This window comes from Nostoc mirabile CHAB5784 (genome assembly GCF_020829645.1).
GTDB classification, from domain to species: Bacteria; Cyanobacteriota; Cyanobacteriia; order Cyanobacteriales; family Nostocaceae; genus Nostoc; species Nostoc mirabile.
Window position 1 is genome coordinate 46,197 of record NZ_JAIVFS010000019.1, and the last position, 23,898, is coordinate 70,094.

General features: G+C 40.1%; 21 protein-coding genes. 3 read left to right on the plus strand and 18 right to left on the minus strand.

Annotated features, from left to right (window positions below; genetic code table 11):
- Positions 1-360: 360 nt before the first annotated feature.
- The 7 genes from LC653_RS14770 to LC653_RS14800 form a co-directional block, all read right to left on the minus strand.
- Positions 361-1,578, minus strand: a complete 1,218-nt coding sequence (locus LC653_RS14770) for a M20 family metallopeptidase (RefSeq protein ID WP_229495184.1) — start codon at positions 1,576-1,578, stop codon at positions 361-363.
- 631 nt (positions 1,579-2,209) lie between these two features.
- Entirely contained in the window at positions 2,210-2,890 is a 681-nt protein-coding gene (gene bioD, locus LC653_RS14775; protein WP_229495185.1) for a dethiobiotin synthase, read from the minus strand.
- Positions 2,890-4,650 carry a serine/threonine-protein kinase gene (locus LC653_RS14780; protein WP_229495186.1) on the minus strand — a complete coding sequence of 587 codons (1,761 nt, stop codon included), beginning with the start codon at positions 4,648-4,650 and terminating at the stop codon, positions 2,890-2,892. The genes bioD and LC653_RS14780 overlap by 1 nt, the downstream gene beginning before the upstream one ends.
- Positions 4,651-4,818: 168 nt before the next feature.
- Positions 4,819-6,384: a glycosyltransferase family 39 protein gene (locus LC653_RS14785; protein ID WP_229495187.1), complete on the minus strand. Its 1,566-nt coding sequence runs from the start codon at positions 6,382-6,384 to the stop codon at positions 4,819-4,821.
- A 622-nt stretch (positions 6,385-7,006) separates the two neighbouring features.
- Positions 7,007-7,342 (minus strand): SMR family transporter, encoded by a 336-nt coding sequence (locus LC653_RS14790; protein WP_229495188.1) that lies wholly within the window; start codon positions 7,340-7,342, stop codon positions 7,007-7,009.
- A 52-nt stretch (positions 7,343-7,394) separates the two neighbouring features.
- The gene (locus tag LC653_RS14795; protein WP_229495189.1) at positions 7,395-7,979 is read right to left on the minus strand and encodes a YqeG family HAD IIIA-type phosphatase; all 585 of its coding nucleotides are present in this window, start codon (positions 7,977-7,979) and stop codon (positions 7,395-7,397) included.
- Between the two features lie 36 nt (positions 7,980-8,015).
- The gene (locus tag LC653_RS14800) at positions 8,016-9,002 is read right to left on the minus strand and encodes a decaprenyl-phosphate phosphoribosyltransferase (RefSeq protein ID WP_229495190.1); all 987 of its coding nucleotides are present in this window, start codon (positions 9,000-9,002) and stop codon (positions 8,016-8,018) included.
- 808 nt (positions 9,003-9,810) lie between these two features.
- Between LC653_RS14800 and LC653_RS14805 the strand changes: the two genes are divergently transcribed.
- The gene (locus LC653_RS14805) at positions 9,811-10,827 is read left to right on the plus strand and encodes a ribose-phosphate pyrophosphokinase (protein ID WP_229495191.1); all 1,017 of its coding nucleotides are present in this window, start codon (positions 9,811-9,813) and stop codon (positions 10,825-10,827) included.
- Positions 10,828-11,163: 336 nt separating this feature from the next.
- Entirely contained in the window at positions 11,164-11,859 is a 696-nt protein-coding gene (locus LC653_RS14810) for a Uma2 family endonuclease (protein ID WP_229495192.1), read from the plus strand.
- Between the two features lie 41 nt (positions 11,860-11,900).
- Here LC653_RS14810 and LC653_RS14815 read toward each other — a convergent pair whose 3' ends face one another.
- The 5 genes from LC653_RS14815 to LC653_RS14835 all read right to left on the minus strand — a co-directional run bounded on the left by LC653_RS14815 (position 11,901) and on the right by LC653_RS14835 (position 16,339).
- Complete coding sequence (locus tag LC653_RS14815; protein ID WP_229495193.1) at positions 11,901-12,653, minus strand: DevA family ABC transporter ATP-binding protein; 753 nt, start codon at positions 12,651-12,653, stop codon at positions 11,901-11,903.
- 89 nt (positions 12,654-12,742) lie between these two features.
- Positions 12,743-13,909, minus strand: a complete 1,167-nt coding sequence (devC, locus tag LC653_RS14820) for an ABC transporter permease DevC (protein WP_229495194.1) — start codon at positions 13,907-13,909, stop codon at positions 12,743-12,745.
- A 14-nt stretch (positions 13,910-13,923) separates the two neighbouring features.
- A complete protein-coding gene (locus LC653_RS14825) occupies positions 13,924-14,259 on the minus strand; it encodes a DUF2834 domain-containing protein (RefSeq protein WP_229495195.1) in 336 nt (111 codons plus the stop codon).
- Positions 14,260-14,314: 55 nt separating this feature from the next.
- On the minus strand, positions 14,315-15,604 hold the full coding sequence (locus LC653_RS14830) for an HlyD family efflux transporter periplasmic adaptor subunit (RefSeq protein WP_229495196.1): 1,290 nt from the start codon (positions 15,602-15,604) through the stop codon (positions 14,315-14,317).
- 117 nt (positions 15,605-15,721) lie between these two features.
- Entirely contained in the window at positions 15,722-16,339 is a 618-nt protein-coding gene (locus LC653_RS14835; protein ID WP_229495197.1) for a TetR/AcrR family transcriptional regulator, read from the minus strand.
- A 186-nt stretch (positions 16,340-16,525) separates the two neighbouring features.
- Between LC653_RS14835 and LC653_RS14840 the strand changes: the two genes are divergently transcribed.
- Positions 16,526-17,677: an endo-1,4-beta-xylanase gene (locus LC653_RS14840; protein ID WP_229495198.1), complete on the plus strand. Its 1,152-nt coding sequence runs from the start codon at positions 16,526-16,528 to the stop codon at positions 17,675-17,677.
- A gap of 195 nt (positions 17,678-17,872) precedes the next feature.
- Here the strand turns inward: LC653_RS14840 and LC653_RS14845 are convergent, their stop codons facing one another.
- The 6 genes from LC653_RS14845 to LC653_RS14865 form a co-directional block, all read right to left on the minus strand.
- Complete coding sequence (locus tag LC653_RS14845) at positions 17,873-18,697, minus strand: WecB/TagA/CpsF family glycosyltransferase (protein WP_229495199.1); 825 nt, start codon at positions 18,695-18,697, stop codon at positions 17,873-17,875.
- A 140-nt stretch (positions 18,698-18,837) separates the two neighbouring features.
- Positions 18,838-19,989 carry a glycosyltransferase family 4 protein gene (locus LC653_RS14850; protein ID WP_229495200.1) on the minus strand — a complete coding sequence of 384 codons (1,152 nt, stop codon included), beginning with the start codon at positions 19,987-19,989 and terminating at the stop codon, positions 18,838-18,840.
- 226 nt (positions 19,990-20,215) lie between these two features.
- The gene (locus LC653_RS46225; protein WP_267921776.1) at positions 20,216-20,344 is read right to left on the minus strand and encodes a hypothetical protein; all 129 of its coding nucleotides are present in this window, start codon (positions 20,342-20,344) and stop codon (positions 20,216-20,218) included.
- Positions 20,345-20,415: 71 nt separating this feature from the next.
- A complete protein-coding gene (locus LC653_RS14855; RefSeq protein ID WP_229495201.1) occupies positions 20,416-21,309 on the minus strand; it encodes a glycosyltransferase family 2 protein in 894 nt (297 codons plus the stop codon).
- Between the two features lie 110 nt (positions 21,310-21,419).
- Positions 21,420-22,436, minus strand: a complete 1,017-nt coding sequence (locus LC653_RS14860; RefSeq protein WP_229495202.1) for a GT-B fold glycosyltransferase domain-containing protein — start codon at positions 22,434-22,436, stop codon at positions 21,420-21,422.
- A gap of 24 nt (positions 22,437-22,460) precedes the next feature.
- The gene (locus LC653_RS14865; RefSeq protein WP_229495203.1) at positions 22,461-23,732 is read right to left on the minus strand and encodes a glycosyltransferase family 4 protein; all 1,272 of its coding nucleotides are present in this window, start codon (positions 23,730-23,732) and stop codon (positions 22,461-22,463) included.
- Between the last annotated feature and the right edge of the window lie 166 nt (positions 23,733-23,898).

The window sequence follows — 23,898 nt, forward strand, 5'->3', positions numbered from 1 at the left end:
GATAATCAACCAATGATATCATGTCCGACTTAGTACTTAGTCAAAAGCGAGCGTTCGCGCAGCGTCTCTAAGAGTTGCGCGGCAATCCCAAAGTCAAGGGAATTGCTTCATTTAGACTTCTTGCATGAATCCAAAATAAGAACCCCACCCCGCCAAAGCTACGCTTTGTCTCCCCTCCCCGCAAGCGGGGAGGGGTTGGGGGGATCTTCGATGAATAAATACGTTAACCAAACCGTATTGGGTGTCGAACAACTATAAAGTGATAAAGCCGGAGGTAAAAACTCCGGTTTTTTATATAGTTATTTTTCATAAAAATTCAAGTAAATTTAGCTTGATTAAAAACATCTAGTTTACACCCACTCAACTAAAAAACTTCTCCACGCATCTCACAAATATTTCCACACCCATTCCCAACGCCGTTTCGTCAAAATCAAACCGGGGATGATGATGGGGATACGCCAAGTCTTTCTCTGGATTCGCAGAACCTAAAAAGAAATAGCAACCAGGAACCTCTTGCAAGAAAAATGACATATCTTCAGCAGCCATAGTTTGGCATTCTGGCACAATACCCAACGGGGTTTCTACCACTTCTTCTGCTACAGTTCGCACCAATTCCGCCATCTTCATATCATTAATTACTGGTGGATAAAGTGACCAGTATTCTAAGTCATAACTCGCACCATGACTTTGACAAATTCCAGCAATAATCTGCTCGACACGCTGGTTGAAAAAGCCTTTCAAACTAGGATTAAAATACCTGACAGTGGCACTCATTCTCGCTGTATCAGCAATCACATTCCGCTTGGTTCCAGCATGAAGTTCGCCCACTGTCACCACTGCTGAATCAATGGGATTCACATTCCGAGCGACAATGGTTTGCAAGGCATTTACAATTTGGGCAGCAACTACAACTGAATCCACAGTTTGATGGGGTAGTGCGCCATGTCCACCTTTGCCCAAAATTGTGCAGTTAAAGCACTCCACAGCTGCCATCAACGCCCCAGCCCGTACACCCACTGTTCCCAAGGGCAAATTATTCCACAAGTGCAAACCAATAATTGCGTCAACATCAGGATTTTTCAAAACTCCAGCTTCAATCATCGGCTTTGCGCCTCCTGGTGATTCTTCTGCTGGCTGGAAGATAATTTTCACAGTACCAGAGAAGTCTTGGCGATGCTGTTGGAGATAATAAGCTGTACCTAATGCGATCGCAGTATGTCCATCATGTCCACAAGCGTGCATCACTCCATTATGCTGCGATTTGTACGGCACTTCGTTGAGTTCTTGGATTGGCAAAGCATCCATATCTGCCCGAATCGCTAAAACTTGAGGAGTGAGGGGTTTGTTACCTTTGATGGTGGCAACAATGCCAGTTTGGGCAATGCCAGTTTGGTGGTCAATTCCCCATTCTTGCAGCTTTTGTGATACAAACTCAGCCGTCAGTTTTTCTTGAAAACCCAACTCTGGTTGTTGATGCAATCGCCGTCGCCACTCTACTAATTGCGGTTGCAATGAACGGATTGAAAGTCGGATGCGAGATAGATCAACAGAAGAAGGATTGGGAAAGGTGGAAACCATTATAAAGACAAGCTAGTTTAAGTACAGCTAACTTAGGCAGCTAACTTAGTTTATTGTAGGGAATGGGACATGCAACATGGGAAGAAAATTAATGCCCAATACTTCGGCTTCTCTACGAGACGCTACGCGAACGCTCAGTACAAGTTCCCAATGCCCAATTTAAAGTGCTTGTCGTTACCCACATTTTTGTAAAAGTCAAAGTGTAACCCTGACTGATATCCCGCCCAGAACTGAAGTTCCGGGCTAATAGCTCAAGTCCACTCAAGTGGACTCAAATTTTTGCTTTTACAGAGTATTGCTATTTACATTACTTAAAATCTTCTATTTAGTCCTCTTGAGAGGACTTTAGCTATTAGCCTTGGAATTTATTCCAAGGCGGGATGGCAACGAAGCAAAGATTTATCGAAAGCGGCGGGAAACTCCATCCCGCAAGTGGCGTGGAGAGGGACAGCCGCCCCGCCGCTTGGGGCATTGGGCATTGGTAATTTCTTCCCCATGACGGCAGTTGCTCCACTTGGGGAGACCCCTGCGTACCCGTCACTGCCTCCCCTATGCCCCATTCCCCATGCCCAAAAACTCCATCCCGCAAGTGGCGTGGAGTTTTTTATAAAGATGTTGGTAATAACAAGATTTAAAGTGTCAGTGTTTCCCAATCTAAATCTGATGCTACTTGAGCAAGTTTATCTAAATCAGTCAGGTTATCTAAATAGGGTAAGCAGCCTAAAACTGGTGTGTTAGTGAGTGATTGAATCAATTGCTGTGGTGTCCAGTCGGCTATTTCTGCATCGGTTCGAGGTTGTACGCAGTTTAAAACAATGCCTTTAAGATTGATGCGCGATTGTCTAGCTAATGCTACGTTCGCCACTGCTTGAGCGATCGCACCCAATCTCACTGGCACTATTAATACTGTTGGTAAACGCCATTCTCCCGCTAAATCGGCTACGGTTAATTCCTCGGTTACTGGCGAACCTAATCCACCCAAGGCTTCTACAAGCACAAAATCACGTTGCGATCGCAGTTTAGACAAAGCTTGCCAAACTACTGCTAAATCTACTTGGCGATTTTCTCGCGCTGCTGCTATGGGAGGGGCCAAAGGTGCTTGAAAGTACAAAGGTGTAATTTCTTCTGCGGATTGTTCTAGTGCAAATAGCTTTTGATACCACTCGCGATCGCCAATCCCTGATTGAATCGGTTTCATGATTCCCCAGCTACGCTGCGGGTAATATTTTTGCCAATAGGCTGCTAGGGCTGTTGTTAAAACAGTTTTACCCGCTTCGGTATCAGTTCCAGTAATCAGTAGTGTGTTTAACATTAATTTCTTTGGCCAGAAAATGGTTGTGTTCCATCAGCTGGCGGAAAACTTGGCGTTTCACCAGTGGTCGGAATTGGGGTAGGTGTCTCTGTTGGAATTGGGAAGGGTGTCTCTGTTGGAATTGGAGTGGGTGTCTCTGTTGGAATTGGGAAGGGTGTCTCTGTTGGAATTGGGAAGGGTGTCTCTGTTGGAATTGGGAAGGGTGTTTCTGTTGGAATTGGAGTGGGTGTCTCTGTTGGAATTGGAGTGGGTGTCTCTGTAAATGTTGGTTTTGTTGGTGTTTCTAATGCAACATTGAGGTTGTAACTGCTTTCGGCAACTCCTGGAACCAGTGTTAACTCAATAGTATATCTACCAGTAACCAGCAATGTGCCTTTATATGATGTTACTTGTTGGACATCCTGATCAATTGGTTGTTGATTGGGACTGAAGACTGTTAGCAAAACGCTGCTTCCTGGGTCAATAAACGTAGTTAAATTGTCACCTTCCTGCCCAAAAAAAGTATACCGGATGATTTGATTTGTTTTGAGAGTATCTGCAACCGTGGTTGGGTTAGATGCTTTAAGATTGAGCCGCCTACTAGATATAATAGGTTCCTCAGTGGTGGGTGTGGATGTGAATGTAGTACCACCAGAAATAACTGGTGAAGGGAAATTTTGTGGAAGCGTCTCATTTGCTGTTTTCGACTGACTGCGGATGGAACTTACCAGCGCCCAAGAACCGAATCCGGCTATGATCACTACAGCGATGCCAATTGCTGCGATCGCTAATGGATTATCCAAGAGTGAACTAGGGGAACTTGGTGGAATCACAGGAGCGGGTTGTTTCTTGGGCGAAGCTGCTGGTGGTACTGAGTCAGGACGGCGACCAACAGCGATTGTTTGCAAGTTAGACGCATTCAAGGGAGGAAGATTGACTTGCTGCTCTAAAGATTGTAGTGCTTGAGATACACTAGCAGCACTTTGATAGCGATCGCTCGGTATATGATTCAACATTCGATTCAACACTACAGCAAATCGAGGATTAACTGTTGCCCACCGTTGCCAATTCCAAGTTACTTGGTTTTCGTCAAATAGATCCCTTGGTTCTTTACCAGTCAGCAAAACAATTGCACTCACTGCTAATGCATACAAGTCACTGCTAGGATAAGCTCCCCCTGTTTGCATTTGTTCACTAGGAGAGTAGCCTAATTTTCCCACAGTGGTTTCTGGCATTGCACTCTCTGGCGATCGTAAACGAGTTGCCAGTTCCTTTACCACCCCAAAGTCAATTAACACAGGTTTAGCGTCACTATCTCGCAAAATAATATTTTCTGGCGAGATATCTCGGTGAATAATCCCTCGACTGTGAATATGCTCTAAAACAGGCAACAACAACTTTATCAACTTCAATACTTCAGACTCTGTGAAAGTTTGACCTACAGCTTGACGTTCAGCCAGCAGAGCTTGGTACGTTTGACCTGCAACGTAGTCCTCCACCAAAAATAAACGTTGGTCTTGCTCAAATCTTTCCCGGAATTTAGGGACTTGTGGGTGTTCAATTTGATATAAAATGGCAGCTTCTCGGTGAAAAAGCTCTTGTGCTTTCTCCCAAGCCAAAGCCTCCGTTGCTGTTGAAATCAATTCCTTGATCGCGCAAAGTTCGTTAAAGCGCCTCTGGTCTTCTGCCAGATAGGTTCTACCAAATCCTCCTTGTCCAAGAATTTGAATTATGCGATAACGGTTTTGCAAGACAGTGCCAACTGTAATGGGTGGTTGCATGATCGATTAATTGAGTGTAGTAGCAACTGAGGAGATCACCCACAAAGATTAAGTCCTAGAGGCGACAGACAGTTACCTGCGGCAATATTTTACTATACTCAACGGGTAGTCCCCCACTAGAGCAAGCCTGTTTCGCACTGCATAACTTCAAAATGTCCAATCTCCAATTCAATTTTTCTTCCTGGGAAAACGATAGATTTTGAAATATGCAAAATTAACTTGAGAATCCAGGTTATACAAATCGCTCATCTCTTTTTGAATCAATCCTTTAGGAAATAGATGTTCACGATTAACTACGAGCAAAACTATGTCCGCACTATTTGTTAATTTTTCAATCTTTTCTGCAAAATTTTCATCAGTAATGCCCTTTCTTAACTGATTACCCAAATTTTGCCCATCCACAGTTAGAGTGTCACCATAGTATTTAAATAATCTGGGATTACCAAATAAAACTACAGATTTTGTAGAAGGTGATTGATTTTTTATAAGGTACTGAACGGTAGAACGGTAGTCATCTTTTTGATAGTCATCATTAAAGTAGTAGTTACAAAGAGAATAAATATTCAGAACTATCAGAGATATAACAGCAATTTGAGCCAAATGAGACACTCCGTAACGCTTTGGAGTAATACCAGGTCTTTGCCTCAAAGTTGATGGGATAAGCATAGCAAGTGGGAACCAAAGAAAATAAGAGTGACGCGGTACCCAATTAAATTTGGTAACTATAGCTAAGAGCAATCCTAGTAAAAATGCCATGACAACAACAGAAGCAAAGAAGTAATCAGGATGCTGCTCTCTGTTATTTTTTTTGTGTCTCAATAAAACTTTTATGAAAGCCAGAAAAATTACACTACCGACAATCACCAATAAAAGTATGTGAGGCCAGTAACGAAGCACAACCTGTACTTTATCATCGCCTCGCAACTGCTCCATTGAAGGCCCATAGGTTGTCCCCACTAAAATTCCATGTAGCACAAAAATAATATTTTGAATTATGGGGAATCCCAAGCGAGAAACTGTAATGCTTTCCGGATCAGTAGCTCCAGGTAAAGTCAGGTAATATAAAACTGACGGTAAAGATAAAAACGCAGCAGGAAGCCACCATTGCAGCCATTGGTTTAATTTTCTATAGATGGCAAGATGAGAAAGACATAGAGCTATAGTGGAAAAGCAGAAGTTAATATTAGTAAAAATTCCTATGGCAGTAAAAATACTGAATAGCCATATTGAAATACCTTGATTATCTTTATTTTTAACTAATGCCGTGCTGAAGAAATATAGTTGAAGTGAAGCTATAAACATTGCTAAGGCATAAATTCTTGCTTCTTGGCTGTAGTATACACAGAAAGAACTGAATGTCAGGATTAGCAAAGACCAGAAAGCATGCTTTTTTCCATATACTCGCAAAGCAGTAAAGAATATAATGATAGTTGAGCCAATTCCTAAAACAACAGAGAGTGAGCGAAGGGCAAATTCACTTTCACCAAATATCTGACGCCACAAAAATAGAACTATAAAGTATAGTGGTTGAAATCTATCACTATTTCCTACGGAGCTTACTTTCGCAATGCTCTCTTGAAGTGTCGAGGCATCAGAAAGAGTTAAGGTCAAACCCTCATCATACCAAAGACTCTGTTTCGCCAACACAAAAAAACGTAGGAAAACACCTAAAATAATCACTATTAAAACAGATAGATAATATCTTGACCATCTCTGGTTTAAAATTTTAATCATAATTTTATTTCCTTTTTATGACACTACAGTAATCAGTACTGCACATCTTATTTAAATCCAACTTTCGGCACAAGGAATCAAGTAATTGCTTCAAATCAATGTGATGAGTTAAGTGTAGTTTATTAGTATTCTTACGATAAAGGGTTTTACGTTTTGGCTCTTTTACTTAAATCAATACCTTTGGCAAAATCGGCAAAATCAACCATACATAAGCGTTTCACTTAAAAGGTAGTTTGTCATCTCAAACCCTCATACTGTGGTCAATACGTTAAAAAAACCTTGTGGGAAACCTTAAAGGAATTTTTAGAACTTATTGTTTTGCCAAGTCTCAGAGAAAAGGGAGCTAATATTTCAAGCACCATCAACTCACCCTCGTCAATTAACGAAGGTATTGTTAAATAACTTACTATTATTAAAACACTAGTACAACACGGTGGAAATAAATATACCATTTCAAATGGGGCAAAGGCCCGAAATACAATTATGCGTGAATGCGTGACACTTCGACTCCTTTCGACTGCGCTACTTCGGCTACGGTTCCATGTCCGCAAGTCGAGATGCTCAGTACAAGTCAAGGCAAGTCGCTCAGTGTTAACTTTTGACTTTTGACTTGCACTACTAGTCAATGCTTACCTAAAGCAATTGCCCCGATCCCACTCAACATCAAACCAGCTCCTAACCATTGCAAAACTAAGATTTTTTCTCGCAAAATTACAGCGCCAGTGATCATTGTGAATATAATTGTTAAGCCTATTACTACTGGATAGGCAACAGATAAATTCAGCTTTCCTAAAACCAAAACGTAAAAAATCGTACTCAGACCATAAGTACAAATTCCTCCTAGTAAATAGATATTTAACGGATTTTGTCCTGCTCCTAGTTTCAAGAGATTTTGAGCAAGTGTATTTAACCCTACTGTGATTAGAACTAGTAAACTAAAAACTATCTGATTATTCATGGTAAAAATTTAGTCACTTTACAAGGTAATATTTTTTCAGAAAAAGAGCAATTTATAAGAAGCTTTCATAGCCAGCAGCTCCGTCAAAATCCCAAAGTTCTCCTCCAGATGGATAAGGTATCTGCACCCATTTACCAGCAAGTTTTTCCCACCATCGGGGTGGGTGCGGTAGGCTGGCAACTTGCATGTAACCACATCCACAAAGCAGTGATCCTACAAAATCAGTATGTAAACTATCACCAATGACGAGTACATGTTTTGCTGGTAACCGCATATAAGCTATTGCATGTCGAAATGCAGGGCGAAAGGGTTTTTTCGCTGGACTGAGCGCTGGAATATCAAGACGATGAGACCAATATTTGACGCGATAGCGACGTTTCCCATTTGAGAGGATAAAAAATTGCAATCCGGCTAACTTTGCTTGTTGAATCCAATCTTCTGCACAAGGAGATAGGTAGCGATCATCTTCAGAAATAATAGTGTTATCTAAATCAAGAATTATTCCTTTAACACCACAAATCTTGATTTCGTCAATTTTTATTTGAGCGAGTGTATGGACGTGTCGTGGAAGCCTACGGCGTTTCTCTTGAAAACGCAATTTGCGCCACTTCATCAAAAAAGCTTTGACATTTTTCATCCACAAATTCCCTTGCCAAAAATTCTGCTATTAACTTTATTCGATCAGCCCTTGCTGTTTGAGCAAAAGAATCATAAAGCAAGTTATCACCCAACCAATAACAGTTAATAGGATGGGTAAATCTTTCAATAAAACTTCTTCTGGCCTTTCACTGCGTCCACCTTGCTCGATCGCGTCGTCACTGTAACTGGCAATCATCTCAGGATCACTCAGCAGTTGATAGCGAAAAATTCCATAGAAAACAAACGGCAAAGTGAGTAGCATCCAAGAGGTGCGTGCTCCATGCAAGTAAGGGCCTGCACTCCAAAGAGTATAGGTGACAACCGTACAAGTAGTGACGACATTTTCCATGCGAGCCAGTAAGGGCAAGGAATAGTATTTGAGGACAGAACGAGGCTTGTTGCCTTTAATTTGTGCTAATCGTAGTTCTGCTTTGCGCTTTTCAATACCCAAGAATAGCGCCAGCATTGCAGTGCAAATTAAAAACCAACTAGATAAAACAATGCCAGTAGCAGCAGCACCTGCATAGGCTCGGAGGACAAATCCGGTGGCGATCGCCCCAACATCTAAAATCACCATCCGTTTGAGTCGCAGATTATAGGCGATCTGCAACAGGGCGTATGCAGTTATGGCTGCACCCAACTGGGGCGATCGCAACCACCCAAAAATCACAGCACTACCCAACAGCACCAATGCCATACCACTAGCAACACGGATGCTAACTAATCCAGCGGCAATTGGCCGCTTGCGTTTGACAGGATGCTGACGGTCAGATTCAATATCTGCGATGTCATTGATTAAGTAGAAGCCACTTGATGCACAGCAAAATAATACAAATGCCAATAGGCTACCTAGCAAAGATTGCAGATTGATGCTAAATGCAAACAAGGGTGCTGCAAACACCACCAGGTTTTTTGTCCATTGTCGCGGTCGCATAGCAGCTAAATAATACGGCGACTTCTTGGAACTACTTACTATGGCAGTTAAAGATTTTTCTACTACTGAAGTAGGTCGAGAGTCCATAAGTATGCTTCCCGCTTTTATGTGTCAGTAGAGGGGCTTTCAAATAAAAAAATACCCAAAAATTCACGAAAAAGCTCTCTCCTCCTCATTCCTCTGTGTGGCGCCAGTTGCTTCAAGTCGGGGAACTTGCCCAACGCACTGGCTTCTCTGTGTCTCTGTGGTTCGTTTATTTGGGTAATTTATTTCTTGGAAGTCCCAGAATGGAATTAAACTAAACAACTTTTCTAGATTTAAATTAAAATTTACTTAAGTAATAATATTTACAAATTTTTACTTAATACTTTAGATGATATTACCCTTTCTGAGTAATGTTTTGGTATCATGAAGAAGGTTTTTAATCAATCTTTATTTAAAATTTATTAAATTTTTATCTAAAACCTTGCCTAATTGTGTATGTTACTAGCTTCTTATAGGATATGTAATTATCGCTTTTTGTCAATACGTAAATTTTAGAATAATAAATTACAATTTCAATACTTAGTTACGGGTGCTATACTGTATGAGAACAAAGTTGAATATCACTTAAGTTGTAAATGCTTTACTGTCAGCTATAAATAAGGTAGTTAGAAAAACCTATTACACTAATGTTTACCTCAACCCAAAAAATTTGAACTTATAGACCTAGTGGACGGGCTTGATGTCAGTTAAGCTATCAATAGCTTGTTTGCTAAGAGGGCTAAACAATAAGCGAATGATAATTTTATGGGAAAATGTTTAAATTTTGTATGGAAGCTTTAACAAAACTCACAGATGTTTTTTTAGGCAATTTCTCGGTTAAATCTATTAAATCTCCAATGATAATATTGCTATGAATGCACATAGAGGATCTGCTGTGCTCAGTTCTGCAACTTTCAAAGTGCAACCATCTGCAACAGCACTGACCGATAATCATCGCCTGCGGCTGTTTTCTGGCTCTGCCAATATACAACTGTCTCAAGAAGTTGCTCGTTATGTGGGCATGGACTTGGGGCCAATGATTCGTAAAAGATTTGCAGATGGAGAACTTTATGTTCAAATCCAAGAATCGATTCGGGGTTGTGATGTCTATTTAATCCAGCCATGTTGTCAACCCGTGAACGATCATTTAATGGAATTATTGATTATGGTTGATGCCTGTCGTCGAGCTTCTGCGCGACAAGTGACGGCAGTAATTCCCTACTATGGCTATGCCCGTGCCGATCGCAAAACGGCAGGAAGAGAGTCAATAACCGCCAAGCTAGTTGCTAACTTGATCACCGAAGCAGGTGCCAACCGCGTTCTAGCAATGGATTTGCACTCGGCTCAAATTCAAGGCTATTTCGATATCCCCTTTGACCATGTTTACGGTTCGCCAGTCTTGCTGGATTATCTAGCAAGCAAAGAACTGCCCGATCTTGTGGTTGTTTCCCCTGATGTTGGTGGTGTAGCACGAGCTAGAGCATTTGCGAAAAAACTGAATGATGCCCCATTGGCAATTATTGACAAACGTCGTCAGGCTCATAATGTCGCCGAAGTTTTAAATGTCATCGGCGATGTTAAAGGCAAAACGGCAGTGTTAGTGGATGACATGATCGACACTGGAGGCACTATTGCTGAAGGAGCGCGATTACTGCGTGAAGAAGGAGCGCGTCAAGTATACGCCTGTGCAACTCATGCAGTGTTCTCTCCACCAGCGATGGAGCGTTTGTCTAGTGGTTTGTTTGAGGAAGTCATTGTCACCAATACAATTCCCATACCAGAAAACAATCGTTTTCCCCAGCTAGTGGTGCTATCAGTAGCTAATCTCTTAGGAGAAACTATCTGGCGGATTCATGAAGATACTTCAGTCAGTAGTATGTTCCGCTAGGGAATACACAGACTATCATTTGTGTTATAGGCGTAAATTACCCACACTGTCTTCTTGATCGGGTGCAGTGTGGGCTTTTAGTTATTACTGTCTTTCTTTAAAAACCTGAACTTTGAAAACTAAATACTGTAAGCGACTGCATTTGTTCTGATCGTACTCAGCCCAGTTCTGAGTTTTTCTCAAACTTGCACCATAACTGATCGTCACTCTTGCTAGCCTCTTCTAGTGGTATCCAACAAAAATTGATCGCCATGTGCAGTAGTAAAATGGATGCAGCACTGCCAAATTAGAATACTTTGATTCACTTTGGACAATTTGGCTAAAGAGGACAAAAGAATGGTTACAACTCCTAAAAAAGTGATTTCAGTCTTACCTCTGGAAAATGGTGATCGCTTATCTCGCTGCGAATTTGAGCGTCGCTATCAGGCAATGCCGCATTTAAGAAAAGCTGAACTGGTTGAAGGAGTTGTATATATCATGGCATTGCCACTGAGAATTAAAAGTCATGGCGAACCACATGCAGACGTGATCGGGTGGTTGTGGAACTATAAAACGGCAACGCCTAGCGTTGTTATGGGAATTGAACCCACAGTGCGTTTAGATCCGGATAATGAACCACAGCCTGACGCGGTACTATTCATTCCGGGCAGACAGGCATTGATTAGTGAGGATGATTATATCCAAGGCGCACCCGAACTGGTGATAGAAGTGGCAGCAAGCAGTGCAGGCATAGATTTACATGATAAAAAACGCACTTATCGACGGAATGGAGTACAAGAGTATATTGTCTGGCGGACATTAGATAATCAGTTGGATTGGTTTAGGCTGCAAGCAGATGAGTATATTTTGCTACCAACTGATGAGCAGGGAATTATTCGCAGCCAGGTGTTTCCGGGGTTGTGGTTGTCGGTACTTGCCTTACTCTCAGGAGAAATGGCAACAGTGTTATCTGTGTTACAAGCAGGTTTAGCTGCTACTGAACATCAAGAATTTATGCAAAATTTAAATGAGAATATGAAAAATAGGAAATAGATGTGTACTCAATACGGTTCGGTTAAGATCCCCCCGCCTACTTACTTGCTTGTTTTGGTAAAATCTACACCATCGGTCTTCAACTGACCATCTTCCATATAAATGATGCGATCGGCAATATCGAGGATGCGGTTATCGTGGGTAACTAGCAAAATTGTACAACCTTGTTCTTTGGCTAGCTTCTGCATTATTTCTACGACATCACGCCCAGATTTTTTGTCGAGTGCAGCAGTAGGTTCATCTGCTAAAACAATCTTAGGATGGCTGACTAAAGCACGAGCGATCGCTACCCGTTGCTTTTGCCCTCCAGATAGTTTCTCTGGGTAGTAATTTACACGATCACCTAAACCGACAGTTTCCAAAATGGCGATCGCTTTAGCATTGATATCCTGATTCAGAAAATCCTCATGTAACTCTAAGGACATCCGCACATTTTCTCTTGCTGTCAAAAAAGTCATCAGGTTATGAGCTTGGAAAATATAGCCAATCTGGCGGCGAAGTTTAGTTAATTGCAGCTTTTTAGCGCCACGAATTTCCTCCCCTAAGATTTTGAGACTACCTTCTTGAGCAGAACGCAATCCACCCATTAAGGTTAACAAGGTGGTTTTCCCCGAACCAGAGGGGCCAGTCATGATAACGATTTCTCCAGCAGTAATCTCCAAATTAATGTCGAATAATACTTGTTTGCGAAGCCCACCTTCACCAAAGTAGTGGTTGAGGTTACTAATAGAAATTACAGATTCTAAAGTAGAAAATGTTGAATCGGAATTTACTGGGAAAGATTTTTGCAACATAAGATTTTATAGGCATTGGGTATGGGGAAGATAATTACTAATTTTTGTACAGACGCAATTAATCGCGTCTCTTGTACGATTAATCGCATCTAAAAAACATCGGCAGGGTCAGCAGATCGTAACTTCCGCATTGCGATCGCTCCAGAAACACTACACATGATCACGGTCAAAATCCAAACCTGTATAGCCCGTTCCATTTTCATGAAAATGGGAAGCATTGTGGCAGCATAGGTGACTTGATACAATCCAAAAGAAAGGATAAATCCAGGCAGAAAACCTAAGATAGCCAATAATAATGCTTCTTGAATTAAAACTCCTAAAAGATAATTATCGGTGTATCCCATTGCTTTGAGGGTGGCATATTCTGGCAAGTGGTCAGAAACATCCGAGTAAAGGATTTGGTAGACAATTACGATGCCAACAATAAACCCGACTCCAGTACCTAAACCGAAAATAAAACCAATGCCAGTACCGGCTTCCCAGTAAGTTCTCTCCACTTTGGCAAACTCTTCTGGAGTCAAGACTCTGACATCTTTAGGTAGTCCATTGACAAGTTGCGATCGCACTTTTTCAGAATCGGCATCTGGTTTAAGCGTAATCAATCCAACTTCGATGCGATCGGGTTTACGCTGTGGAAATAGCTCGAGAAAGGTCGAGTCACTTGTGATCACATTACCATCGGCAGCAAAGGAGGCTCCATCAGTAAACAAGCCTTTAACAAAGACGGCTTTACTATTGAGTTCCGTGTTAAATTTGCCTGTTTTCTTAAAGATATCGCCAACTGCCCCGTATTCTGGACGACCTGCCTGGTCAAACAGAACTTGATACAACTGTTTAAGGTGCTCCTGATTTTGTTTAATTTCGGGCGATTTGAATGGTGATTGTGCCGGATCGACACCCCAAACCAAAATGGCACGCTCAAGACGTGTTTCAGGATTTCGCCACTGTCCAGTGCTGATGTAGACAGAATTAACTGACTGAACACCTTCATAACCTAATGTTTGATATAGTCGCTCTCTGGGAAAGTTTTTTACAGAAAACAAAGTTTGAAATTGGGGACTAATTAAAACAAAATCTGCCTGTAAATTGCGATGAGGTTTCACAGCAGCATCAAAAAGCGCACTTTCAAATCCCAACTGGATAAACATCAGCATATCCGCAAAGGTAATACCTGCGACTGCAACAGCCAGACGGGTTTTTTCTTTCATTAACTGCCGCCATGCTAGCGGCGTTTTGCGAAATAGTTTAGAAAACATATTTAAAAAACCCTTTAATAACCCAGTGTTTCAGCTTGCTGTTCAAGCTGGCGCTCTCGCATGAAAAGAAATAAGGGAAGACCTAAAGAAACACCAACTGAAAGATTACAGACAACGTAAACCCAGAGATTTTGCATTTTCAGACGTGTTCCTTCCCAAAATACGAATGTCCACAAGACTAGCGATGAAACAATAACATCCATGCCAAAAAAACCAGAAATTTTGTTGGTAAAGAGTTGTTCAAAAAACAGCTTTATATCAAGACCATGCTCTAAGATAAATGGAACAAACTGGGAGTAAGGTAGAACGAAGCCAAGTACACAAAGCAGAAGATATATGACTTTAACCATGATTAAATTCACCTTATAAAAAATGATGGAATACACGAGGTAGCGAACAACAACTCTATATTTCAATTGCTGTCTGTACCTGTAAGTTAGTGAAACCTGCAACTCGTTTGCTGTCTTCAGGATTGAGGCGAATTTTCACCTCAACCACTCGGCTATCAAGGTTTTCCCCTGGCTGGTTGCTGAAAACGTTTTGTCTATTCACCTGCAAACCAATTTGGGCAACGGTTCCTCGCAGTTCACCGACAAATGCCTGACTGCTAATCACTGCCTGTTGTCCTAGTTTCACTTTACCGATGTCGGTTTGATAAACTTCTGCGATCGCCATCATCTGATCTGTTTGTGCTAAGTCTGCAATGCCAGAATCACTAATTTTTTCTCCGACTCGCGTATGAATTTTGATGATCTGTCCCACCATCGGTGCTTTAATGTAAGCACCCGCCAACTCGGTTTGGGCATGTTTGAGTGTAGCGATCGCATTTTCAACTTCTGTCTTGGCTGCGGCTACATCTACAGGTCGGACTTCTGCAATACTGGTAAGTGTGGCTTTGGCTTCACTGACTTGCTTGCTACCAGTGGCGTTAGTACGGGCGAGTGCTGCTTTGGCTTCGGCAAGTTGTTTGCTAGCAGTGGTGTTAATCCGGTTGAGAACTGCTTTGGCTTCGTCTACTTGCTGTTTGGCAGTTTCTACAGTCAAGCCCTTACTATCGTACAAAGAATTAGAAACTGCTCCTTGAGAATATAGCTGTTGATAACGTTGATATTCGGCTTCGGCATTTTTGAGTTCTGCCTCTAGCTTCTTAATTGTTGCCTGTTGCGCTATTCTGTCTCCTTGCCACTGTGCCTCTATGCGAAATATCGCTTCCTGTTGCGCTGTTTTGTCTCCTTGGGATTGAGCCTGGAGACGTTCAACGCTTGCCTGCTGGGCCTGAATTTCTCCTGCTTTTGCTCCTGCTTGCACTTGAGTGAGTTTAGCTTGAGCAACTCTGACTTGTTGTTGGGCTTGTAGTACAGCAGTTTGCAAGCGAGCGCGGGCATCTAATATTGCTACCACCTGTCCGGCTTTAACGCGATCGCCTTCTTTGACTAGAATTCGGGCAATGCGATCGCCATCCAATGCTAAGGGCGCAAACAAGCTAATTACCTCTGCTTCCGGTTCTAGCCGTCCTAATGCAGCTACTTTTTGAATGTTGGGCGTGGTTTCAACTGGCTCAGATTTCTCAGTTTGACCAACTAACCCAAACTGAGAAATCCCATAAGCAACAATTCCACCTGTAATAGCAGTAGCTGCAATTACTAATGTAATTAACCCTTTTTTAGAAGCTTTCTCTGACAACTTTTGAACCATCTCTTTTGCTCTCCTCAGAAATTATTTTATTTATATTAAATGAGTCCGTTTTTGTCAAGAAAATGCAGGCTAATTATTAGACATATAGCAGTTTATAACAAGAATAAGATACATAATTTAGCTCTCAAAACATGATACAAAGTCCATTTTATTTTTTATTTCTGCTGTAGGTTGCGGCAAATATGCTGTCAGCATTTTGCCTAACAACGCACATTGTTCAAGAAAATCAATTGTTTCATTACCCCATAACTTCTCCAGAACTAAACCGTCTACAAAGCTCAAAATAAAGGAAGCCAATACCAAATCTTGAATACCCAATAAATCGCAAATTGCCTCTTGATAACGCTGATTATTACGCTTAAAAATGCTATTTTTTAACATTTCTTTAGAATCTTTATGTTGGCAAAAATCAATCCAAATGTAAGTCCATTTAATGAAGTAATCTTCGTTTTTCACTAGGTATCTTCCTAGTGCTTCCATTGATTCTTGTAGCGTTTGCGCTCCTTCTAGTTCAGCTAATGCTCTACTTAAGTCTTGCTCACAAATCTCCTGGGCCAATTGCTCAAATAGAGCTTGCTTGCTAGGAAAATAGTGGTACAACGTACCAGTAGAAACCCCTAATCCCTCAGCTATTTGGCGCATAGTGATGGAACCATAGCCTTTTTGGGCAAATAAATCAAAGCACTTGTCGAGCAGTTCTTTACGGTATTGCTCATGGTCAACAATCTTAGGCATGATTCAGCTTATTTATATCGAATGGTCGTTATATATTAATATAGCATCTTTATTGCTGATATGTAAAAGCATAGTTGATTGATTTTAATCAAACAGATGAGTGTGGGAGTCATAACTAAACCTCAAAAAGTATAAAAACTCATTCTGTAATATAATAATCTATGTGTTTTTGATTAAGTACAATATATGCCTTATCGGAGAAAATTTTTAACAAGAGCAGGATATACTACCCTTTCTGCGTTATTGACTATGGGGTTTTTACAAAAGGATAAGCAAAAAGAAGACCATAGCAATAATATTATTGTAGCCAATTATACTAACAAAAATTTTCCCCTTCGGCAATTAGCTGCATCCATTGGAAAGTGTTATGGTGCAGCAATTTCTAGTGATATTTTGCTAAAAGAGAAGGATTACGCTAACCTGATTGCTCGTGAATGTTCGATTGTGACACCGAATGGTGAATTAAAATGGGACGCCACTGAACCACAGCCAGGAAGATTTACCTTTGAATCAGCAGATGCGATCGCTGATTTCTGCCAAAAGCATAATATAGACATGCACGGGCATACCCTTTTCTGGCACATGGGAAAACCAGACTGGCTTCCTTACCCGCCCACTCTTAAAATGATCGAACGGCATGTTAAGGGAGTCATGGGGCATTATCGCAATAGCAAAGTTTTAAAGTCTTGGGATATTGCCAATGAAATTATCGCTGATAATGAAAATGAAACCGACAATGCTATTTACGGTTTGCGTAAAGGGGTAAAGCCAGAATTAATTCGAGACTTGTTTTTAATTGCCGCATCAGTTGATAACACCAAGAAATTTTACCTAAACGATTTCGGCATCGAAGGCGCTACATGGAAATCAGACCGTTTCTTAAAAATGGTCGAATATCTGAAGAATAGTGGCGTTAAAATTGACGGGGCAGGTGTGCAGTCGCATCTATGGTTTTCTTCTGCCTATAGTTTTGACGATAAAGGATTTAATTCCGTTTTAAAACGACTCAATGATCTTGAAGTAAAACCAATAATCACAGAACTAGATATTATTATTGATGCTCCACTGCCCGATAGTATTAAAAAGCTAGACCAGATGGTAGCCGACAGTTACAAGCGATATCTTGACCTGTGCTTTGCGGCTAAAGTTGATACTGTGATTACATGGGGACTTACCGACCGTCATACCTGGATACGTCATCCCGACTGGATGCCAAGACAAACCTTTAAGGACAATCCAAATCTTTGGAAATTTCTGCGTCCGCTTCCCTTCGATGAGAACCTGCAACCTAAATCTGCCCGCGATGCTATTGCCCAGGCTTTTCAGCAAGCAACTTAATACTCCAACCAGACGTAAATAGCGTTTTTAAGTATTATTATAAGCGAAGAATGTAGCGATATTCTTCGCTATTCACAAGTACGAAAGTTGAATCAGACGTGCTTACTAATTAATGATTAAGCCTTGCCTTAAAACAGTATTTCATAAATTCGTGACGAATTGGGCGATCTACTGGTAAGGCTTGGCAAAATTCAATCATGCTAGAAACTTATGAAATTTTGTACTGAGAAATAGCACGATTCTATTCTTTTTTTGTTGACTTGACATACTCCAAATTTCTCGTAAAAATAATGTGGCTAGAAACCAAGGCTCAAGTAAGTAACGTCTCCAAAGTCTTTTAGGTTCAGACAACAAGCGATACAACCATTCCAAGCCCACCTTTCCCATCCAGCGAGGAGGAGTGGGTATTGCTCCTGCTACATAGTCAATACAAGCTCCACTGGTCAAAATAGTGTTGGTATGAATATGTTCAAGATTTTCGTAAATCCAACGCTCTTGGCGTGGCATACCCATCCCCACCATCAATACATGAGGTTTGTAAGAATTAATTGCAGCTAGAGTAGCAAGATTTTCTTGACTATCTTTATCCATGTCAATATATCCATGAGCGCAAGCAATCTGTAACCCAGGAAATCTGTGGCACAAAATACTTGCTCCTTTTTCAGCGACTCCTGGCTTTGAACCTAAATAAAATACACGCCAGCCTTTATCAGCTGCTTCCGCCATCAAAGGCCATACCCAGTCAGCATAGGTTACTCTTTGTTCTCGCTTCATAGGAAAGCCCAATAGCTTTCCAATTAACAATAGAGGCATACCATCAATATGGGTATATTTTGCCTTTGCATAAAAAGCTTGCATTCTTGGATCATTATGGAAGAGATAAAGACTATGCATGTTGTGATTAGCAATAATCCATTTTTTATTCTTCTTAATAGATTCTTCAATCAAGAAATTTAACTCTGGTATAGAGAGTGCATCTACTTTAACACCAAGAAGGTTATAAGAAAATTGATTTTTCATGATTTAATTTTTATTTTGGAAGAATGAGAGGTTAGCTCACAGGCAAAGTGAGTATTTAAAAACTATTTTTGAGTATATTTAAATACCCAAGTATTTAAATATACTAATTATTCTTAGTTAAATATCTTAAGTAAATAGAGCTAAGAAAAACTAACTTTAATGAGGACTTCCGCAATATTTTGCGCTCTTGCATTCCAGGAATATTTTTCTGTAATTAAGGTATATGCTCTATCTACAAGTGATTGATATTTATCAATATTTGAAGCTGCATCCAGCACTGTGTTAGCGACTTCTTCAGTAGAGTATCCTGTTACTAAAAGATGTTCTAAATGGCGAAATTCTTCTAAACCTCGCAACCCTTCTGGTGTTGATACAACTAACTTTCTGCTTGCGAAATAATCTAATGCTTTATTGCGAGCGCCACCTGCTACTGCTTGTTTTGAGAATGGCAGCAAAGCAATATCTGCATATTTAAGATGAGCAACAAAATCCTTTCGTTTAGGTAAAAACCCTAAAAAAGAAATGTTGGAAGGTATTGGTGCTAAAATATCTTTCCCATCTCTACCGATAACAACAAAATGTATTTTTTGCTGATGATTTTGAAGATATTTAGCAACCTCAGTAGTCATTAACACAGACATATCATTGCTTGGGAATTGAAAAGTTTTAGGAGCAATAATAACCACTATTTTTGCTGGTCTGAATGCTTGATATGGGTCTTGCTCCAGAAACGATTCAGTACTTAGTAAGTCTTCAGTCACACCATTCCCGATACTATAAATTTGCTGTGGAGTTTTACCATACCACTGGGAAATTAATTTAGGGATTGAGTCACCTGCGGCAATAATTGGACTGCCAGAGAATATCAAAATTCCCTGAGCAATATATGTCTTAATGCATTGTACAAACTCTTTGAAAGGATTGGCAACTGAAAACAAGCGCATCCAGTATTCATATGCCGAAAATGTATGAAAATCTAATACAAGAGAGGGCTTATTACGTTTTACAAGCTTTAGTGAAATTAAAGCAGCCAATCCAGGTAATGTTTCTTGAGCATAAACGATATCTGGGCAAAACTCATAAATGCAGTTTTCTATAGTTTTAATATATGACTTTAAACTTCTTGAGCCAATTGAATGAAAAGGTGCATATTTAACAGAGGAACAATCTAATCCTAGTTGAAAAACATCAAAATGTTCAGTCAAATATTGTCCTAAATAAAAAGGTCTAGTAAAAGCACCAAATGGCTGGTTAGAATCGAGTGTTGACACAATTAGTAAGCGTTTACCCATAATAATGATTGTTGATTATTCTCAAATTTAATAAATTCATGTTTGAGGCGATATTTGCCAATTTATCGAACAGAATTCAGGAGTCAAGAGTCAGAATTCAGTTGGGTAAACTGAGCAGAAATTGCGGATAGCGCAGCGTAAAGGCTTCTCTTCTCCTGTCAGAGACGCTGTTGCTAGCTTGCTTCCACGTTCGCGTAGCGTCCCGCAGGGAAGTAGTACGGAGACGCTAACGCGAACGAGAGGCTTTGGTTTTGCCAACGCCAACGGCATAGCAACTCTTAGAGACGCACTTGCGTTCGCGTCCTTTGCGCGTCTCGTAGAGAGCGTCAAGATTGGTGAATTCTGAATTCTGCATTCTGCATTCTTCTTCAATCAGATGCTAATGAATTATGCAAATATTTTTGGAGAAAAACTTTAGTGCAAGTATCAAGCTTGTGAGTTAGTTTGGTTAATATCCTCAGAAAATGTGGGAGAAAGTGCCAAATTCTTGTAACCAATAATTGCTCTGATATAGGGTAAAAACCAGTAAAATATCCAGAATAGCCCAGAGTGTCTACTACAAAATATAGTCCAGGATTTCAATGGAAATGCTTTAATTTGCAGCGCCTTTTTCAAGCGTTCTAGTATAGTTAAATTGGTATCTACCCAACTATTCCGGATAGAATTTTTAGTACAAGTACCAACATATCCAGGAGCTACCCATATTTGACAACCCAATTTACGCGCTCTGAGGGCATAATCTAAATCTCCTAAAGTGTGAACAAAAGCTGTATCAATATTGCCAACTTTGGCGACAACAGTTTTAGGCATTAGCACACAGTTACCATACATGGCATCGCATTTTTGGATAACCGAACTTGGTTTTAAAAATTCAAACTTATTAGAGTACCACTTTTTAGATTTTACTGCTCCTCCATAGGTTGCTCTTCCTGTGATTGGGTCTTGAGTTGAACCAACTACAATTGAGTCTGAATAACCTTGTTCAGTCAAATTTTGATGAATCTGTAATAATTTGCTGACAGCATTGGCTTCCAGAAATGTGTCATCATTCAACCACAGATAATAATCATATTGATTTCTTATCGCCTCACCAAAGGCGAGATGCATCCCTCCCACCCAGAATAAATTGCCATTACCCTGAAGAATGTGTACTTCTGGATATTCTGCTTTGATAGCTTGTGCAGTCCCATCAGAGCTACCATCATCAGTTAAATAAACATCACAATGATTTGTTTGCTCATATAAAGTATGTAGACAGGCAAGAGTTGTATTACGCCTGTTGTAGCAGGTCATAACTACAGCTAAATTTGCTCGTTTCATCTGATTTACCTCATCTAATTTATATGTTCAATGCAAATAATAAATTTACGCGTAACTTTTACATACTTATCTTCATTTTCAGAGCAATAAATACTTATTTTCGATTAGGTTTAAAGTTTAGCCATCCTTTCTATCCAGCTACTCAGGTTAATATCTAGATTAAAACTTTGTAATTTTTGTTCCATTCTTCTGACTACCAACATATATCGATGCCAAACTGATACACGAGGCATATTGAGTCTGACAACCTCTTGACACAACCATCGATATTTAGCTGAATTATTATTAAGTTTTTTCAAGTTTTTGATTTGTGCATTCCAATCGTTGTAGAAGAATAAATTGAAATAATGAATGGATATAATATCATCCCAATCTTTAATTTTTAGTTCTTTTGATAAACGGTTATGTAAAGGTAATGGATAACTATAATTAGGAGGAAGATGTTCGACTTTTTCTTCTAAGGCACATAAAGTTACAGACAAAACAGACTGCTCAACAAAATAAATACCCTGAGGAGGAGTAATATCCAGCCGCATTACTTTTTCAAAATTATTTTTCCAAGCTGTAAATATACCTGCGCTCCTTCTCACAACAACCAAGCCAGAATTCCAGTAGGCTCTGATTTTTTTATTACCAATTGGTGTCTCAACAAATACCTCACGCTTTACCCCCAGCACTTCATATAGCTTTTGCCAGTACCATTCTTGAGGATCTTGTAGACCTGTAGAACCAATTCCTTGACCATACTCAGGACGCATCCTTACGTTACAATTTACTGGCAATAAAAATTCTTTTGGTTCACAAAAAAAGCATTTATCGCTGTCTAAAAAAACTAATATTTCTGCATCGATATTTTGTTCTGCATAGGCACAAACTAAGGGTTTATTAGCTAAATAATATTCATGAAATTCTCGATTTATAGGAACTTGTTGATGAATCACCTGCAAGGCTTCAAACGCTTGTTGGGTTTGCTTTGATATCGGTTCACCTACTCTAGGATGAAAACTATATATAGGTGTATTTTTCAATTCGCCGCAGAACTTACGAATACTTTCTGCAAGCATTAAAGATTGACCTTCTAAACGCCCAGGTTCTGTACAAATTATAAAAGCTATAGGTAGTGACATATTATGAAGTATTGATTTACTAGGTTAATTACTAAATGAAGATTTCTTTGCTATGATCAATATTTCCTGAAATAAAGCTGAATAACGACGTGCTTGAAGTTCCAGAGTGAATTCTTGTTCCGCTTTCTGACGAGCATAAAATGACAGCTTTTGCAGCCTCTGTTCATTTTCAAGTACCCAAGTAATTCCTTTGGCAAAATCCTCAACTTCATAAGGTTTAGCCAAATAGCCGTTCTGCTGATGATCAACAATATCTTTTAAGCCAGTAGAATTAAACGCTACAACTGGAGTACCACAGGCGAGTGATTCAGAAGCTGTCTGTCCAAAAGATTCTTGAAGAGACGGTACAAGCATCACATCAGCTGCTGAGTAAACAGTTGCTAAAGATATATCATCGTGTAAGTGTCCCAAATAGTGTGTCTTGAAACCCAACTCAGGTGGATTTTCGGGTTTAGATGCACCAAAAATAACGATCTCCAACTTATCTTTCCAGCCAGATTTGCTTAATTCTTGTAATGCTGGTTGCAAGTAATGAAAACCTTTTCTACAGTCATTGGTTGCATCTAGCGCTCCAAATAGAATGAGTTGTTTATCCAGAGGTAAATTCAATAATTCTCGCGCTAAACCTTGATGAACAGGTTTAAACTTCTGAGTATCCAGCCCATTCGGGATTACTTCAATTCGCAAATTCTTAAATAGAGAACTAGACTTAGCACATTCGGCTAACCAAGAACCTGGTGAAACGATTGTCAGATTCAAATTTTTCAAAGCTTTGATTTTACGTTGCCATACCCAATGGGATAAATCCCCATCCTTTTTGCTGCTCAGTTGAGGACAAGCTCCACAAGAGATTTGGTAACGGGAGCAATCTCCAGCATAGCTGCATCCTCCAGTAAATGCCCACATATCATGAATTGTCCAAACCAAAGGGCGCTTTAGTTTAGCAAGAGTTTCTATTTGCATAAAAGCTGCGCTAATCCAATGCAAATTGATGATATCTGGATTAATCTGAGCAACTTGAGAAATAATTCTATCTGGCAACCATTGAATAAAAAATGGAGTATTTTGCTTTTGAGAATAAAGCTTTAAAGGTAAAGTTTCAAATGTCAACTTTGCCTTGGCGATGCCTTGAAATAATCTGATCTTAGGCGCAATTACTGTTTTGTCATCAGTAGATTTTTCTTGCACCAGCATTTGTGATTGTAAGTCAATATTTTGTAACCCTTTATGCAAGCGATATGCAGCACGAGCCGCACCACCAGCCACATCCTGGCTGCTAAGAAGCAAGACGTTCATATTACTACTATCTAACTTGAAAAAATCTACTTGATAATACTTAGGGGTTACGCAAAAAGTGCCAAAAAGCTTAATTTATCAAACCGCCTTCTCTGCAAAAGGCTTCCGCCAACGCGGAGCGTCTCGTAGAGAAGAATCGTAGAGTTTGCGTAAGTCCTAATACTGT

Excerpts from the sequence above, each read along its gene's own strand:
- LC653_RS14770 (WP_229495184.1), bottom strand. The coding sequence starts at position 1,578 with ATGGTTTCCACCTTTCCCAATCCTTCTTCTGTTGATCTATCTCGCATC.
- bioD (WP_229495185.1), bottom strand. The coding sequence starts at position 2,890 with ATGTTAAACACACTACTGATTACTGGAACTGATACCGAAGCGGGTAAA.
- LC653_RS14780 (WP_229495186.1), bottom strand. The coding sequence starts at position 4,650 with ATGCAACCACCCATTACAGTTGGCACTGTCTTGCAAAACCGTTATCGC.
- LC653_RS14785 (WP_229495187.1), bottom strand. The coding sequence starts at position 6,384 with ATGATTAAAATTTTAAACCAGAGATGGTCAAGATATTATCTATCTGTT.
- LC653_RS14790 (WP_229495188.1), bottom strand. The coding sequence starts at position 7,342 with ATGAATAATCAGATAGTTTTTAGTTTACTAGTTCTAATCACAGTAGGG.
- LC653_RS14795 (WP_229495189.1), bottom strand. The coding sequence starts at position 7,979 with ATGAAAAATGTCAAAGCTTTTTTGATGAAGTGGCGCAAATTGCGTTTT.
- LC653_RS14800 (WP_229495190.1), bottom strand. The coding sequence starts at position 9,002 with ATGGACTCTCGACCTACTTCAGTAGTAGAAAAATCTTTAACTGCCATA.
- LC653_RS14805 (WP_229495191.1), top strand. The coding sequence starts at position 9,811 with ATGAATGCACATAGAGGATCTGCTGTGCTCAGTTCTGCAACTTTCAAA.
- LC653_RS14810 (WP_229495192.1), top strand. The coding sequence starts at position 11,164 with ATGGTTACAACTCCTAAAAAAGTGATTTCAGTCTTACCTCTGGAAAAT.
- LC653_RS14815 (WP_229495193.1), bottom strand. The coding sequence starts at position 12,653 with ATGTTGCAAAAATCTTTCCCAGTAAATTCCGATTCAACATTTTCTACT.
- devC (WP_229495194.1), bottom strand. The coding sequence starts at position 13,909 with ATGTTTTCTAAACTATTTCGCAAAACGCCGCTAGCATGGCGGCAGTTA.
- LC653_RS14825 (WP_229495195.1), bottom strand. The coding sequence starts at position 14,259 with ATGGTTAAAGTCATATATCTTCTGCTTTGTGTACTTGGCTTCGTTCTA.
- LC653_RS14830 (WP_229495196.1), bottom strand. The coding sequence starts at position 15,604 with ATGGTTCAAAAGTTGTCAGAGAAAGCTTCTAAAAAAGGGTTAATTACA.
- LC653_RS14835 (WP_229495197.1), bottom strand. The coding sequence starts at position 16,339 with ATGCCTAAGATTGTTGACCATGAGCAATACCGTAAAGAACTGCTCGAC.
- LC653_RS14840 (WP_229495198.1), top strand. The coding sequence starts at position 16,526 with ATGCCTTATCGGAGAAAATTTTTAACAAGAGCAGGATATACTACCCTT.
- LC653_RS14845 (WP_229495199.1), bottom strand. The coding sequence starts at position 18,697 with ATGAAAAATCAATTTTCTTATAACCTTCTTGGTGTTAAAGTAGATGCA.
- LC653_RS14850 (WP_229495200.1), bottom strand. The coding sequence starts at position 19,989 with ATGGGTAAACGCTTACTAATTGTGTCAACACTCGATTCTAACCAGCCA.
- LC653_RS46225 (WP_267921776.1), bottom strand. The coding sequence starts at position 20,344 with ATGCAGAATTCAGAATTCACCAATCTTGACGCTCTCTACGAGACGCGC.
- LC653_RS14855 (WP_229495201.1), bottom strand. The coding sequence starts at position 21,309 with ATGAAACGAGCAAATTTAGCTGTAGTTATGACCTGCTACAACAGGCGT.
- LC653_RS14860 (WP_229495202.1), bottom strand. The coding sequence starts at position 22,436 with ATGTCACTACCTATAGCTTTTATAATTTGTACAGAACCTGGGCGTTTA.
- LC653_RS14865 (WP_229495203.1), bottom strand. The coding sequence starts at position 23,732 with ATGAACGTCTTGCTTCTTAGCAGCCAGGATGTGGCTGGTGGTGCGGCT.